Source organism: Rhodococcus koreensis (genome assembly GCF_017068375.1).
Taxonomy (GTDB): Bacteria; Actinomycetota; Actinomycetes; order Mycobacteriales; family Mycobacteriaceae; genus Rhodococcus_F; species Rhodococcus_F koreensis.
In genome coordinates this window covers 339,202-354,975 of the sequence record NZ_CP070609.1, presented here as the reverse complement: position 1 = coordinate 354,975, position 15,774 = coordinate 339,202, and the positions used below count along the sequence as shown (strand labels likewise).

9 protein-coding genes (1 of these 9 only partly in view) are annotated in these 15,774 nt (G+C 68.8%); 6 read left to right on the top strand and 3 right to left on the bottom strand.

The features are described 5' to 3' along the window. Nucleotides 1–94 precede the first annotated feature (94 nt). A complete protein-coding gene (locus JWS14_RS01405; protein ID WP_206012312.1) occupies nucleotides 95–379 on the bottom strand; it encodes a YciI family protein in 285 nt (94 codons plus the stop codon). A gap of 10 nt (nucleotides 380–389) precedes the next feature. After that, nucleotides 390–818: a CBS domain-containing protein gene (locus JWS14_RS01400; RefSeq protein ID WP_206012311.1), complete on the bottom strand. Its 429-nt coding sequence runs from the start codon at nucleotides 816–818 to the stop codon at nucleotides 390–392. A gap of 165 nt (nucleotides 819–983) precedes the next feature. Here JWS14_RS01400 and JWS14_RS01395 point away from each other — a divergent pair, with 165 nt between their 5' ends. Beyond that, entirely contained in the window at nucleotides 984–1,643 is a 660-nt protein-coding gene (locus tag JWS14_RS01395; protein ID WP_124393470.1) for a response regulator, read from the top strand. Nucleotides 1,644–1,670: 27 nt separating this feature from the next. Here JWS14_RS01395 and JWS14_RS01390 read toward each other — a convergent pair whose 3' ends face one another. Continuing rightward, nucleotides 1,671–2,288 (bottom strand): hypothetical protein, encoded by a 618-nt coding sequence (locus JWS14_RS01390; protein ID WP_095864341.1) that lies wholly within the window; start codon nucleotides 2,286–2,288, stop codon nucleotides 1,671–1,673. A gap of 203 nt (nucleotides 2,289–2,491) precedes the next feature. On the opposite strand from JWS14_RS01390, the gene JWS14_RS01385 reads away from it, so the two are divergent. The 5 genes from JWS14_RS01385 to JWS14_RS01365 all read left to right on the top strand — a co-directional run. Then, nucleotides 2,492–2,998, top strand: coding sequence for an FxsA family protein (locus tag JWS14_RS01385; protein WP_095864144.1), 507 nt, complete (start codon nucleotides 2,492–2,494; stop codon nucleotides 2,996–2,998). A 12-nt stretch (nucleotides 2,999–3,010) separates the two neighbouring features. Then, nucleotides 3,011–4,615: an amidohydrolase gene (locus JWS14_RS01380; protein WP_206012310.1), complete on the top strand. Its 1,605-nt coding sequence runs from the start codon at nucleotides 3,011–3,013 to the stop codon at nucleotides 4,613–4,615. Continuing rightward, a complete protein-coding gene (gene lnt / locus JWS14_RS01375) occupies nucleotides 4,605–6,308 on the top strand; it encodes an apolipoprotein N-acyltransferase (RefSeq protein ID WP_095864146.1) in 1,704 nt (567 codons plus the stop codon). The genes JWS14_RS01380 and lnt overlap by 11 nt, the downstream gene beginning before the upstream one ends. After that, nucleotides 6,235–7,017, top strand: a complete 783-nt coding sequence (locus tag JWS14_RS01370; protein ID WP_095864147.1) for a polyprenol monophosphomannose synthase — start codon at nucleotides 6,235–6,237, stop codon at nucleotides 7,015–7,017. Before lnt ends, JWS14_RS01370 begins: the two co-directional genes overlap by 74 nt. A gap of 267 nt (nucleotides 7,018–7,284) precedes the next feature. After that, nucleotides 7,285–15,774, top strand: partial view of a non-ribosomal peptide synthase/polyketide synthase gene (locus JWS14_RS01365; protein WP_206012309.1) — the 5' portion only. The gene runs 21,024 nt beyond the window's last position; the window shows 8,490 of its 29,514 coding nt (coding positions 1–8,490); its start codon is at nucleotides 7,285–7,287; its stop codon lies beyond the right edge, outside the window.

Genomic DNA, 15,774 nt, shown 5'->3' with positions numbered 1-15,774 from the left:
GGTCGGAGGCGCAACCGGTGGCACACCCGGTCCAGGTTCCGCGGGTTGAGTCCCCAGGCCGCGGGACCGCCCGCCGCCGATGGTTCCCGGCGTGCTAGTCGCTGAATTCGCCCATCGCGGGCGACCATTCGCGGATCTGCACGTTCGCCACCAGATTCTCCTCGGCGAACGGATCGTGCGCGAACACGCGCGCGACCGCGCCCTCGTCCTCGGCGTCGACTATGAACAGCGCACCGTGGCCGCTCGCGAGAGGCCCGCTCGAGCGCATGATCTTGCGACGGAGAAGTTCGGAGAGCCACGCACGGTGCTGTGTTCGGTGATCGTCGCGAAGGGCCGACGTCTCGGGGCTGTACGTGTACTCCACGACGAACAGGGGCATGGGTCCTCGCTCAGCCGTGGTCGATGTAGGACTCGAGCTGGTCGCGTTCGGTCTGCAATTCGCCGATCCGGCTCTTCACCACGTCGCCGATGCTGACGATGCCGACCAACTGGCCGTCGACGATCACCGGCAGGTGCCGGATCCGGCGTTCGGTCATGGTCTCGGCGAGACTGTCCACGGTGTCGGTCGGCAGGCAGGCGAACACCGACGTGGTCATGATGTCCACGACCCGCGCATTCAGGATGTCGGGGCCGCGTTCGTGGATGCGGCGCACGATGTCGCGTTCGGTGACGATCCCGACGACGGAGTCGTTCTCCGTGACCACCAGTGCCCCGACGTTGTGCCGGGCGAGCTCGCCGATCAGGGTGCTGACCGACATATCCGGATCCACCGTCACCACGGCCGGACCCTTGTTCCGCAACACATCCGCGATTCGCATCTGGACACCCCGATCCCTGGGCTCTCCCACTGTCCGCCGACTCGATCATAGGCAGACTTCGAGCGTATGCCAGGGCTAATGGAGGTCTTGGTTTGGTTATCCACTCGTGACCGCCCCGTCCCGCGGGCTGCGCGCGCACCCGGAGCGCGGTGTTAGGTTGGCGCTGTGCCGATCACCGTGCTACTCGTCGACGACCAGGAACTGATGCGGATGGGCCTCAACATGGTGCTCGACGCCCAGGACGACATCACCGTCGTCGGTGAGGCGAGCGACGGCGCGGCCGCCGTCGCCGCGGTCCGCAAACTCGAACCCGATGTGGTGTTGATGGACGTGCGCATGCCGGTGGTGGACGGGGTGAGCGCGACCGCCCAGATCCTGGAGTCCGGGGTCGCGAGCCGCGTGCTGGTGATGACTACGTTCGACCTCGACGAGCACGCCATGGGTGCGTTGCGGGCGGGGGCCAGCGGGTTCCTGCTCAAGGACACCCCGTCGGAAGACCTGGTGTCGGCCATTCGCAGCGTGGCCGCGGGGGATGCCGTGGTGTCGCCGAAGGTGACCCGGCGGTTGCTGGCGAGGTTCCTCGACGACGGTCCGGCGCCGCTGCGCGACCCGGAAGTCCTCGACGTGCTGACCGAACGTGAGCGGGAGGTCCTGCAGTTGGTCGCCACCGGGCTGTCGAACACGGAGATCGCCGCTCAGCTGTTCCTGTCGGAGTCGACCATCAAATCGCACGTGGGCCGGATCCTCACCAAGTTGAACGTCCGCGACCGGGTGCAGGCAGTGGTGCTGGCCTACGAGACGGGCCTGGTGCGACCCGGCTCGTAGGCCGGCGGGTGGGGAAGCGTATTGCCGTCAGACGGTGAAGGTGCCGACGGTCGGGACCACCGTGCACGTGACGGCGTCGGCGTAGCCGACCGTGCCGAACATCGTCGCGAGAACCGTGCCCTTGCCGGTGTCGACGATCTTCGACAGCAGCGGGGTGCCCAAGATCGGCAGTTTGTCGTCGAGTTTCACGATGCCGCCCTGGAACGTGGTCAGGTTGATCCACGCGACGCTGAGTTCGGACGACTGCGGGATCGCGACGTAGGCGGGGATCGCCTGGAAGCGGAGTTGGTTCGCGCTGATCTGGGGGAACAGGTTCGGTCCGCCCTGGGCGCTGGCCAGCGTGACGGTCGCGGGTTTGTCGGCGACGCCGCACCCGAGGGTGGGGGACGGGTACATGAAGTCCTGCGGCGTGGTGAGTCCGACTTCGAGCACGTCCTTCGGGATGAACACGCTGGCGCCGAGAAGTGCGTCGACGGCGGCGGTCGCGGCGGGGGAGACCTCGGTGGCCAGCGCCTGCAGTTCGGCGGCGCCCTTTGCGAAGTCGGCGACCGGTGCTGCCGACGCCGGTCCCGAAGACAGCATGCCGAAGGCGGCTGCGGACGCGAGAACGATTGCGGCTCGGCGGAAGACTGTGGGACGAGTCATTTCGGCTCCTCGTTGTGCGCGGGATCGGAAGACCCCCATCGCAGTGAACTGCATCATGCCCAGAGTCTCAATGTCAACTTGAGGGTTAGCATCGTGCCCGCTTCGATATCTGCGGCCGGGAGAAAATCGGCGCCGTCGAACGTTGAACGAGCAGACGGTTGACCCCAGACCCTCGATGAACCGGCCGTCCGAAAGGGGGCGTCATGTACGCCGCACTGTTCCTGTTGTACGTAGTGGTGGAGATCGCCGCGCTCGTCCTGGTCGGTCACGCGATCGGCGTGCTGTGGACGGTGCTCCTCCTGCTCGGGGGAACGCTGATCGGACTGCTGCTGATGCGGTCGCAGTGGCGTCGTGTGATGGACGGCCTGCGCCGGGCGGCGGGCGGCGACGGATCCCCGGGGGCCGCGGTCGCGGACGGTGCACTCGTCGCGCTGGGCTCCGCCCTGATGTTCGTTCCCGGCCTGGTCACCTCGGTGCTCGGCCTGCTCTTCCTCATTCCCCCCACCCGGTGGGCCCTCCGGCCCGTCGTGGTCCTGCTGGCGGGCCGCCGCGCCGCGACCGTCGCGGCCGGGGCCGAGGCCTTCGCGCGGGCACCCCGGCGCGGTCGCGGCGAGGTGATCGAGGGAGAGGTGGTCGACGAGGTCTTCGAGGGCGAAGTGATCGACGAGGACCCCCGAACCCCGACCCGTGATCCCCGCGTTCTGCCCTAAGAGGCAGACTGGTTGCCTGTGACTACACAACTGCTGGTCGGCGGCCGAATCTACAGTTCCTTTGCTCCAGACGCCACGTCGATGGCAGTGACCGACGGCGTCGTGTCGTGGGTCGGCGACGACCGCGCGGCCCGCGCGCTGCACCCCGGCGCCGACGTGGTCGACCTCGGCGGGGCGTTCGTCACACCGGCGTTCGTCGACACCCACGTGCACGTCACGGCGCTCGGCCTGAACATCGTCGGACTCGACCTGGTGGGGGTCGGTTCGCTCCGCGAGTGCCTCGACCGGCTCGCGTCCTTCGCCCGCACCCATTCCGACGCGGTCATCTGGGGACACGGCTGGGACGAATCGGCGTGGCCGGAAGGCACTGGCCCGACCACGACGCAACTCGACGAGGCCGCCCCCGGACGCACTGTGTACCTGTCCCGGATCGACGTCCACTCGGCCGTGTGCTCGACGGCCCTGCGCCGGTCGGTCCCGGATCTGAGCGAGACCTCGGGGTTCTCGTCCGAGGGGCCGCTGACCTTCGAAGCGCACCACGCCGCCCGCACCGTCGCCCGCTCGCTGTTGACGGCCGGGCAGCGGTCCGCCGCCCGCGTCGCCGCCCTCGACGCCATCGCCTCGCGCGGCATCGTCGCGGTCCACGAGTGCGGCGGACCCGACATCGCCGGACTCGACGATTTCCGTGAACTCCTCGCCACCCCGCACGGCGTCGAGGTCCGCGGCTACTGGGGTGAGGCGGTCACCGACGCCGACGAGGCCAGGAAGTTGCTCGACGCCACCGGCGCGCACGCGCTGGGCGGCGACCTGTTCATCGACGGATCCCTCGGCTCGCACACGGCGTGGCTCAGCGAACCCTATGCGGACCTGGACGGCGGCACCGGCAAGAGCTACCTCGGAGTCGACGAGATCGCCGCGCACGTGCGCGCCTGCACGATCGCCGGCATCCAGGCCGGGTTCCACGTCATCGGCGACGCCGCCGTCCGGGCCGCGGTCGACGCGTTCGCCGTCGTCGCCGACGAGTTGGGCGGTCCCGCGGTCGCGGCCGCCGGGCACCGACTCGAGCACGCCGAAATGATGACCGGTGACGACGCGGCGCGGCTGGCGCAGTGGGGTGTGATCGCCAGCGTCCAGCCCGCATTCGACGCCCTGTGGGGCGGAACCGACGGCCTGTACGCGCAGCGCCTCGGAACCGAGCGTGCCGTCACCCTCAACCCGTTCGCCGCCGCCGCTTCCGCCGGGGTGTCGCTCGCACTGAGTTCCGACGCACCCGTCACCCCGGTCGAACCCTGGGCGATGCTGCGCGCGGCCGTCCACCACCGCACACCCGGCAGCGGGATCTCCCCGCGCGCCGCGTTCTCGGCCGCCACCCGCGGTGCGTGGCGTGCCGGCGGGGTCCGCGACGGGCTCGCCGGGACGCTCGCTCCGGGTGCGCCGGCGTCGTACGCCGTGTGGGATGCGGGCGAACTGGTGGTCAGTGCCCCCAAGGATTCTGTGCAGCGGTGGTCGACCGATCCCCGGTCCCGGGTGCCCGCCCTGCCGCGTCTCGAGGACGACGCACCCACGCCGGTCCTGCTGCGTTCGGTTCACCGGGGGAGCGTCGTCCATGAGCGGTAGCACGACGGCACGCTGGACCACCGGAAAGCGGGGCGTGCTCGTGCGCTCCGTCCTGTCGGTGGCCGCAGGATTCCTCGTCTTCGGCGGATTTCCGCCCCGCCCCCTGTGGTTTCTCGCTCCCGTCGGCATCGCCCTGCTGACGCTCGTCCTCACCGGTGCCGGCGGCGCGGCGCCGCGGCTGCGCGCGGGCTTCGGCTACGGCTACCTCGCGGGACTCGGTTTTCTCGTGCCGCTGCTCCCGTGGATCGGGGTATTCGTCGGTGCCCTCCCGTGGCTCGCGCTCGCAGCGGTCGAGTCGCTGTTCATCGGACTGTTCGGCGTACTCGCCGTGCTGGTCTCCCGGCTGCGCTGGGCGCCGCTGTGGATCGCGGCGTGCTGGTCGCTGACGGAATGGCTGCGGGCGAGCGTGCCGTTCGGCGGCTTCCCGTGGGGGCGGTTGGCGTTCGGCCAGTCGGAGGGCTGGTTCCTGCCGCTCGCGAGCATCGGGGGTTCCCCGCTGCTCAGCTTCGCCGTCGCGCTGACCGGCGCCGGACTGGCGTCCGTCGCGGTGACGGTGCGGGCCCGGTCGGGCGGCGCCACGAACTGGGTGCGGCCGCTCGCAGGCGGTCTGGTCGCCGCGCTCGCCGCGACGGTCGTCTCCCTCGCGCTGTGGCCGGCACTGCCGGGAATGGACTCGGGCGACCGGACGATCACCGTCGCCGCGATCCAGGGCAGCGTCCCCAAACTCGGTCTCGACTTCAACGACCAACGCAAACGCGTCCTCGACAATCACGTGAACCGCACCCTCGAACTCGCCGACGACGTGGCGTCGGGCGCGGCGCCGCAACCCGACCTCGTCGTCTGGCCCGAGAACGCATCCGACATCGACCCGCTGCGCAACGCCGACGCCGCCGCGGACATCTCCCGCGCGTCCGAGGCGATCGGCGCACCCATCCTGGTGGGCGCGGTGCTCGTGAACTCCGACCGCACCACCACCAACTCGGTGATCGTGTGGGACGGCGACGCCGGACCGCAGGAGCGGCACGACAAGAAGATCATCCAGCCGTTCGGCGAATACCTGCCGTATCGCGGATTCTTCCGGCACTTCTCCTCGTACGCCGACCGCGCCGGCAACTTCGTTCCCGGCGACGGTGACGGCGTCGTCCACGCGAACGGGATCGCGGTCGGCGTCGCGACCTGCTACGAGGTCGCCTTCGACCGGGCGTTCGAGCAGTCGGTGCGCAGCGGCGCCGAACTCCTCGCGGTCCCCACCAACAACGCCACGTTCGGCGACACCGAAATGACCTACCAGCAACTGGCCATGTCGAAGGTGCGGGCCGTGGAGCACGGGCGCGCCGTCGTCGTGGCCGCCACCAGCGGTGTGAGCGCGATCATCGGACCCGACGGGGCCACGGTGGCGGAAACTCCGCTCTTCGTCCCCGCGGCCCTGGTGTCGCAGGTGCCGCTGAGCACCGGTACTACGCTGGCTAGTCGGCTCGGCCCGATTCCGGAGATTCTTCTCTGTGTCGGCGCCGTCGCTGCCGTCGCGTTCGCCGTGGTGCAACGACGACGCACCGTTCGCACACTGAGTCACAGCAGTACCGAGAAGGCGCCGGCAGATGCCGGCAGGGAGGATCCTCATGACATCGGAGACCGGTTCCGGGCAGAGCGGGGCACCGAGCGCACGGACTCTGGTGATCATTCCGACGTATGACGAGCGGGAGAATCTCGGCCCGATCGTGCGGCGCCTGCATGCGGCGCTGCCGCGGACGCATGTTCTCGTCGTCGACGACGGCAGCCCCGACGGCACCGGAGACGTCGCGGATGCCCTCGCGTCGAACGACGACGCCGGTCGCATCCACGTGATGCACCGGACGGAGAAGAACGGTCTCGGCGCCGCCTACATCGCCGGCTTCCGGTGGGGCCTGGACCGCGACTACACCGTGCTCGTCGAAATGGACGCCGACGGCAGCCACGCCCCGGAACAGTTGCATCGCCTGCTCGAGCAGGTCGATGCCGGTGCCGACCTCGTCCTCGGGTCGCGGTACGTGCCGGGCGGCACGGTGGTCAACTGGCCGAAACACCGCGAGTGGCTGTCACGCGGCGGGAACATCTACTCACGGCTGGCCCTCGGCGTGAAGATCAAGGACATCACCGGCGGGTACCGCGCATACCGCCGTGAGGTGCTCGAGAAGCTCGACCTCGCCGCGGTGGAGTCACACGGCTACTGCTTCCAGGTGGACCTGGCTTGGCGGGCCATTCAGGAGGGCTTCACGGTCCGTGAGGTTCCGATCACGTTCACGGAGCGGGAGATCGGTGAATCCAAGATGAGCGGCGGGATCGTCCGCGAGGCCCTCCTCAAGGTCACCCAGTGGGGGCTGCGGAACCGGATCGCCCGGATCAAGGGTGTGGCCGCCGGATAGCTCCCGGCCGACCGCTGCCCCATTCCTTCTCCGGAAGGCGTGGGGCAGTTCTACGTAGACCGCCGACAAACATGATGTACATGGGAATATGCCCGAGATGTCCACATCGTGAGACACGTTGAAACGGTCCGAACCGCTCGTCCGATAGGAACCTGAAGCGTACTCCCGGGTAATGTTCGGTAAATTCCCAGGTTCGCGGGTCACTATGAGTTTCTTGGGTGGCCGGTGGGTTCTTCCCACCGCCGGAGTGGGAAGAGGACGAACAAGGTGGTCGAAGCTGTACCGGGTGGTGACGTGACCGCGGAAGGTCGCATTCCGGACGGTGCATTTCCGCTCTCCGCCGCTCAGCGGGGCATGTGGTTCGCCCAGCAGCTCGATCCCGCAGTGCCCGTCAACATCGCGCAGTGCGTCGAACTGGTGGGTGCCCTCGACGTCCCGCTGCTGTCGGAGTCGCTGATCGCCGCGGGCCGCGAACTCGGCTCCGCCTTCCTCCGCCTCGTCGAGGTCGACGGAGTTCCCTACCAGCTGATCGATCCGACGCTGGAGGCATCGGTCAGGTTGGTCGACCTGCAGCACGAGCCCGATCCGAGGGCGGCGGCCACGGAGTGGATGCGGCGGGAGTACACCACCCCGCTCGACGTGTGCCGCGACCGGCTGGTGACCTCGGCGGTCCTGCGGATCGGGCCGAACCACCACTACTGGTACTGCCGCGTGCACCACGTCGCACTCGACGGCATGGGCTCGGTGACGCTCGTCGACCGGACCGCGGAGCTGTACACCGCGGCCGTCGAGGGGCGCACTGTGGCGCCGTCCAAGGCCGCCGAACTCACCGACGTCGCCCGCGTCGACGACGACTACCGGACGTCGTCGCGCTACCTCGCCGACCGGGAGTACTGGTCCGACCGGGCATCTACCCTCGGCGAACCGCACAGCCTCGTCGACCGGACCGCCCCCGCGCGGGCACGCAGCCGCACGACGGGCGGCCAGATCCCCGGCCCCCTCGTCGACCACCTCGACGCCGCGACGAACCGCCACGACTCGTCGGCCGCCTTCGAAGTCATCGCCGCCTTCGCCGCTTACCTCGCCCGAATGACCGGACGCGAAGAGGTCGCGGTCAGTCTGCCCGTCACCGCCCGCACCACCGCGCTGCTCCGCCGCTCCGGCGGCATGGTGTCCAACGTCGTCCCGCTTCGCCTGCACGTGCGCCCGGACATGACGAACGCCGATCTGGTGGCAGCGGTCCGATTGGAGGTCACCGCGGCGCTCCGGCACCAGCGGTACCCGCACATCGACATCCGGCGCGACGCCGCCACCGATCATCAGGGCTTCTACGGCCCACTGATCAACGTCATGCTGTTCCACACCGAGATCACCCTCGGCAGCATCGTCGGCCGCCTCGAACTGCTGTCCACCGGCCCCATCAGCGACCTCGCCGTCAACGTCTACCACGGCGTCGCCGGCACCAGCCTCAACCTCGACCTCGAGGCCAACCCGGACCTGTACTCCGAAGACGCCCTCCACGCCCGCTTCACCCGATTCCTCGGCGCTTTCCTCACCTCCGACACCGGCGCCCCGCGCCTGATCGGCGACCTCGAGATCCTCGACGACGACGAACGCCGCAACCTGGTTCCGGCCACCGGACGCGCCGGATTCGCACCGGTCACGCTGCCGGACCTGCTTGCCGGCGCCGTCCGCGGCAACCCGGACGGTGACGCCCTCGTCGCGCCCGGGCCCGGGCCATCCGCCGACACTCTCAGCTACCGCGCCCTGGACGACACCTCGAACCGGCTCGCCCGTCTCCTGATCGACCTCCAGGTCGGCCCGGAGATCGTGGTGGCGTTGGCATTGCCGCGGTCGCGGGAGTCGGTGTCGAGTGTGTGGGCGGTGGCGAAGGCGGGAGCGGCGTTCGTTCCGGTCGATCCGAACTATCCGGCTGACCGCATCGCGTTCATGCTGGAGGATTGTGGTGCGCCGATCGGTGTCACGACGGCGGCATTGCGGGCGGGTTTGCCGGATTCGACACTGTGGTTGGTTCTCGACGACGACGAATTTTTGTCGGCCGTTGCCGCATATCCGGCGGATGCGGTGACCGATGCCGATCGGACGCGGGCGTTGTCGGTGGATCATCCGGCATATGTGATTTACACCTCGGGGTCGACGGGACGGCCGAAGGGTGTGGCGGTCACGCATCGGGGTCTGGTGAATCTGGCGGCGGACGAGCGGGTTCGGCTCGGGGTGTCGGCGGGTTCGCGGGTGTTGCATTTCGCGTCGCCGAGTTTCGATGCGTCGGTGTTCGAGTTGGTGATGGCGGTGTGTGCGGGGGCGACGCTGGTGGTGGCGCCGACCACGATTTTTGGTGGGTCGGAGTTGGCGGAGTTTGTGGCCGACCACGAGGTGTCGCATGCGTTCTGCACGCCGGCGGCGTTGGCGTCGCTGGATCACCGTGGTCTGGACCATCTGCGGACTGTGGTGGTGGCGGGTGATGTGTGTCCGCCGGAGTTGGTGGCGCGGTGGGCGCCGGGCCGGGTGATGGTCAATGCGTACGGTCCGAGTGAGACGACGATCATGTCGTCGGCGACGGGTCCGCTGGTGCCCGGACAGGCGGTGAGTGTCGGGTCACCGACCGTGGGTGTCGATCTCGTCGTCCTCGATGAGCGGTTGCGTCCGGTCCCGGTCGGGGTGCGCGGTGAGCTGTATGTCCTCGGCTCCAGCTTGGCTCGGGGGTATGTGCGCCGGGCGGGGTTGACGGCGGGACGGTTTGTGGCGTCGCCGTTCGGTGTGGGTGGCCGGATGTATCGCACGGGTGATGTGGTCCGTTGGGTGGCCTCGCAGGGCGGGTCTTGGGTTCTGGAGTTTTTGGGCCGTAGTGATTTTCAGGTGAAGGTCCGGGGGTTCCGGATCGAGTTGGGTGAGATCGATGCGGTGTTGGCGTCGCATCCGGTGGTGGAGTTCGCGCACACGGTCGGCTATGACGACGGGAGCGGAAATACTCGCTTGGTGTCGTATGTGCTGCCGGCGCCGGCAGCGGACATCGAAACCCGGGTGTTGTCGGAGTTCGTCGGGGAGCGTCTTCCCGGGTACATGGTGCCGTCGTCGATCGTGGTGTTGGATTCGCTGCCGTTGACCCCGGCGGGCAAACTGGACCGCAACGCCCTGCCTGCACCGGTATTCGCCGCACGCTCGGCCGACATCGTGCGCCCGAGAACGGTCACCGAGGAGATCCTTCTCGGAATCTTCCGCGGCGTCCTCGGTCTGCCCGAACTGAGCGTCGACACCAGCTTCTTCGACCTCGGCGGCAACTCGCTGACGGCCACCCAGGTCGTGTCCCGGGTGAACGCCGCCCTTGGTGTGCGGATCGGGGTCCGGGACCTCTTCCAGTCGCCGTCGGTGGCGCAACTGGCGGCCTCGGTGGTGGGCGCCGCGCCGCAATCCGACCCGCGGCCGGTGCTGGAGGCGCGGGAACGACCCGACCGCGTGCCCCTGTCCGTTGCGCAGCAACGAATGTGGTTCCTCAACCAGTTCGACACCTCCTCGGCCGCCTACAACCTGCCGATTTCCCTGAGGCTTACCGGCGCACTCGACCGCGACGCCCTGCGCAGGGCGCTCGACGACGTCCAGGAACGGCACGAGGCGCTCCGCACCGTCTACCCCGACAGCGCGGACGGACCCCATCAGCTGATCACCCCCGCCGTGAGCGTGCTACCCGCAGACGGCCCGGCCGACGTCGCCACCGAGTCGCTCACCGCCGCGGTGACGGCCCTCGGCGGCGCAGGATTCGACCTCACCACCGATACGCCGATGCGCGCCGGGCTGTTCCGCGAGGCGCCGGACCGGCACGTCCTCGTCCTCGTCGTCCACCACATCGCCGCCGACGGCTGGTCGATGACACCACTGGCCGCCGACGTGATGCTCGCGTACGCTGCGCGCGTCGCCGGTCACGCGCCCACCTGGGCGCCCCTGCCGGTGCAGTACGCCGACTACAGCCTGTGGCAGCGTGAGCTGCTGGGGTCGGAGGACGACCCGAACAGCCTGTCCGCCAAGCAGATCTCCTACTGGCGGTCGGCGCTCGCCGGAGTGCCGCAGGTGATCGAACTGCCCACCGACCGGACCCGGCCCGCCGACATGTCGCACCGCGGTGGCCGCGTCGAGTTCACGATCCCCGCTGACGTCCACCGGCGTCTCCTCGATCTGGCGCAGAGCACCGGCACCACCTCGTTCATGGTGACGCACGCCGCGCTGGCCGTGCTGCTGCGCCGCCTGGGTGCCGGGTCCGACATCGTGATCGGCACCCCCGTCGCCGGTCGCGGCGAGGAAGCGCTCGACCATCTCGTCGGCATGTTCGTCAACACCCTCGTACTCCGGACCGCCGTCGAACCCGCCGACACGTTCGGGGACGTGCTGGCCCGGGTGCGCGACGCCGACCTCGCCGCGTTCCAGCACGGCGACGTCCCCTTCGAGCGCCTCGTGGAGGTGCTCAGTCCCGCCCGGTCGTCCGCGCATCATCCGCTGTTCCAGGTGATGCTCACGTTCCAGAACACCGCGAACACCCGGGTGGAACTCGACGGGCTCGAGGTCGAGGCCGCCGAGATCGACGTCCAGGTGGCGAAGTTCGACCTGCAACTCACCGTCGTCGAGCAGTTCGACTCCGCCGGCGACGCCGCAGGTCTGGCCGTGCAACTGTCCTACGCGACAGATCTGTTCGACCACACCACGGCCGAGTCGATCGGCGAACGATTCGCCCGGCTCCTCGACGCGGTCGCAGGCAACCCGCCGGTCGCCGTCGGCGACCTCGACCTCCTCGCGGCGGGGGAACGCGCCGCCCTCACCGCGGCCAACGCAACGCACCGTCCGGTGCTGGCGGACACCCTGGTGTCGCTGTTCGCAGCCCAGGCCGCCGCCACCCCGGATGCCGTGGCGCTGGTGTTCGACGATCGGCGGCTGACCTACGCCGAGTTCGACGAGCAGACCGACCGACTCGCCCGCCACCTGATCCGGAACGGGGTGGGACCGGAGTCCGTCGTCGCGGTCGGGATGCGGCGCTCGATCGACCTGCTCGTCGCCGTCTACGCGATCGTGAAGGCAGGCGCAGCGTATCTGCCGATCGATCCCGACCATCCGGTCGAGCGCACCGCGTACGTGCTCGACACCGCACAGCCGGTCTGTGTGCTGACACGCGCCGCCGACGACACGACGTTCTCCACCGCGGCACTCGTGGAGTACATCGACACCCTCGACCTCCCCGAGGAGGACTCGGAACCGGTCGCCCCCGCGCTCACCGCGGCGAACACGGCGTACGTGATCTTCACGTCCGGCTCGACGGGTCGTCCGAAGGGGGTCGCGGTCACGCACGGCGCGATCGTGAACCGGCTGCTGTGGATGCAGCACGAATACGCCCTGACCAGCTCGGATATCGTTCTGCAGAAGACCCCGGTGACGTTCGACGTGTCGGTGTGGGAGCTGTTCTGGCCGCTGCAGGTCGGGGCGTCCCTGGTGATCGCCGCACCGGACGGGCACCGCGATCCCGATTACCTCGCCACCCTCATCCGCCGGCACCGCGTCACCACCACGCATTTCGTGCCGTCGATGCTGTCGGTGTTCACTGCTGAACCGGCTGTGGTGCAGTGTGATTCGTTGCGGTTGGTGTTCTGTTCGGGGGAGGCGCTGACGCCGGAGCAGGTGTCGCGGTTCCGGGCGGTCAGTGGTGCGGGTCTGCACAATCTGTACGGGCCGACGGAGGCTGCCGTCGACGTGACGTACTGGGAGACCGGTGCGTCGGACACATTCTCTGTCCCGATCGGTCGTCCGGTGTGGAACACCCAGTTGCATGTGCTCGATGCCCGGTTGCATCCGGTGCCGAACGGGGTGGCGGGGGAGCTGTATCTGGCGGGTGACCAGTTGGCGCGGGGGTACCTCGGCCGCGTCGATCTCACCGCGGATCGGTTCGTGGCGAACCCGTTCGCCGCGGGTGGGCGGATGTATCGGACGGGGGATCTGGTGCGTCGCCGGGCCGACGGGGCGTTGGAGTATCTGGGTCGTACGGATTTCCAGGTGAAGTTGCGGGGGCAGCGGATCGAGTTGGGTGAGATCGAGGCGGCCCTGGAGACGCATCCGGATGTGGTGCAGGCGGTTGTGGTGGTGCACCGGGACGAACGCGGCGAGGAAGCCCTCGTCGCCTACACGGTCGGTGCCGCGAACACCGAGGCGGCGGATCTCCGAGACCACGTTGCCCGGGTGCTGCCGTCGTACATGATTCCGGCGCAGGTCGTGCACCTGGACACGCTGCCGCTGTCGGTGAACGGAAAACTCGACCGTAAGGCCCTGCCCGCACCGAATCTCGACACCGCGACCGCTGAATACGTGGCACCGCGGACCCCCGCCGAGGTGGTTGTCTCCGACGTGTTCGCCGAGATCCTGGGTGTCGAGCGGGTCGGCATCCACGACCACTTCTTCGACCTCGGCGGCAACTCCCTCGTCGCCACCCGCCTGGTATCGCGACTGCGCAACGCACTCGGCGTCCCGGTGTCGCTGCGCGATGTCTTCGATGCGCCGACCGTCGGCGGGCTCGCACAGAGACTCGACGGGGCCGACCCTGCGGCGCACCTCGCGCCTCCCGCACTGACTCCGCGGAAGCGGCCCGAGCAGGTGCCGTTGTCGCCAGCCCAGCAACGCGTGTGGTTCCTCAACCAGTTCGACACCGCGAGTCCGGTCTACAATCTGCCTCTCGCCGTGCGGTTCTCGGGTGACCTCGACATCACGGCACTGAGTCGCGCGCTCCGCGACGTACTGCACCGGCACGAATCGCTGCGCACCGTGTTCCCCGCCTCGGACGCCGGCCCCTGGCAGCGCATCCGCGACGTCCACGACGCCGACCTCGACCTCACCGTCGCCGAGGTGACGGAGGCCGACCTCCCCGCCGCGATCCGGGGATTCGCCCTCGCCGGCTTCGATGTCACCACCGAGATTCCGGTACGCGCTCAACTGCTGCGCGTGCGGAACGACGAACACGTGCTCGTCCTGGTGGTGCACCACATTGCCGCCGACGGATGGTCGTTTGCGCCGCTGTCCCGCGACCTGATGCTCGCGTACGCCGCGCACAGCGGCGGCCACGAACTGCAGTGGACGCCGCTGCCCGTGCAGTACGCCGACTACACACTCTGGCAGCGCGAACTCCTCGGCGACGAGGACGACCCGGACTCGCGGGCCGCCCGCCAACTCGCGTATTGGGGAACCGCGCTGGCCGGGCTGCGGGACAGCCTCGACCTGCCCACCGACAGGCCGCGACCCACCGTCGCGTCGAAGCACGGCGCCACCCTGTCGTGGGAGATTTCCGCCGAACTGCACGAACGCCTGCTAAACCTGGCCCGCACACAGAACGCCACCCTGTTCATGGTCGCGCACTCCGCACTGTCGGTACTGCTCAGCCGGCTCAGCGCGACCACCGACATCGCCATCGGCACGCCCGTCGCCGGCCGCGGCGACCGCGACCTCGACGACCTGGTCGGCATGTTCGTCAACACCCTCGTGCTCCGCGCACAACTGGACCCGGCTTCGTCGTTCACCGAACTACTGCAGCAGGTCCGAGACGTGGACCTCTCCGCGTTCGCGCACACGGATGTGCCGTTCGAACGTCTGGTGGAGCACCTGAACCCCACCCGCACGGCAGCACACCACCCGCTGTTCCAGGTGGCGCTGTTCTTCCAGAACCACGCCCCCACGCACCTCGAACTCCCCGGCCTGTCGGTGTCGAGTCAACCGATCCTTCCCGACGTCGCCGCGTTCGACCTGCAACTCGTCCTCACCGACACCCACGCCGCCGACGGGCGACCCGGCCCCATCGCCGCCGAATTCAACTACGCCACCGACCTGTTCGACGAGAGCACGGTCCGCTCGTTCGGTGCACAGTTCGTCCGGATCCTCGAGGCCGTCACAGTTGCACCGCAGACGCCGGTCGGCGACATCGCGATCGCGGACCCCGCCACACGCATCCGAGAACTGTCCGGATGGAACGCCACCGACCACGACGTCCCCCTCACCACACTGCCGGATCTGTTCGACGCGCAGGTGGCGCGGACTCCCGAAGCCCCGGCACTGGTTTTCGAGGGCGTCTCCCTCACCTATGCGGAATTCGATGCTCGGGTGAATCAGCTTGCCCGGTATCTGATCTGGTGTGGTGTGGGGCCGGAGTCGAGGGTCGCGTTGGCGATGCGGCGCTCGCTGGACCTGGTGGTGGGAATGTACGCGGTGGTGAAGGCGGGCGGTGCCTACGTGCCCGTCGACCCCGACCATCCCGTCGACCGCATCGGGTACGTGCTGGAGTCTGCCAGGCCGGTACGCGTTCTGACCAGTACCACGGATCACAGTGCAGTTCCCTCCGACGTCGACGTGATCACGATCGATGACCTGGACCTGACCGACTACTCCGGCACGCGCATCACCGACGCCGAACGATTGCATCCCTTGCGCGCGGACAATACCGCCTACGTCATCTACACCTCCGGATCGACCGGTAAGCCGAAGGGTGTGGCGGTTGCGCATGCGGCGATTGTGAACCAATTGCTGTGGATGCAGTCGGAGTACGCGTTGACCGGTCGGGATGTGTTGTTGCAGAAGACGGCGACGACGTTCGACGTGTCGGTGTGGGGGTTCTTCTGGCCGTTGCAGGTGGGTGCCACCATGGTGTTGGCGTCTCCGGACGGCCACCGCGATCCGGCGTATCTCGCGGAGGTGATCGACGAACACGGGGTGACGGTGACGGAT

Bases quoted from the DNA above. Each gene is read 5' to 3' on its own strand.
- JWS14_RS01405 (WP_206012312.1), bottom strand. From the start codon at position 379: ATGCCCCTGTTCGTCGTGGAGTACACGTACAGCCCCGAGACGTCGGCC.
- JWS14_RS01400 (WP_206012311.1), bottom strand. From the start codon at position 818: ATGCGAATCGCGGATGTGTTGCGGAACAAGGGTCCGGCCGTGGTGACG.
- JWS14_RS01390 (WP_095864341.1), bottom strand. From the start codon at position 2,288: ATGACTCGTCCCACAGTCTTCCGCCGAGCCGCAATCGTTCTCGCGTCC.
- JWS14_RS01385 (WP_095864144.1), top strand. From the start codon at position 2,492: ATGTACGCCGCACTGTTCCTGTTGTACGTAGTGGTGGAGATCGCCGCG.
- lnt (WP_095864146.1), top strand. From the start codon at position 4,605: ATGAGCGGTAGCACGACGGCACGCTGGACCACCGGAAAGCGGGGCGTG.
- JWS14_RS01370 (WP_095864147.1), top strand. From the start codon at position 6,235: ATGACATCGGAGACCGGTTCCGGGCAGAGCGGGGCACCGAGCGCACGG.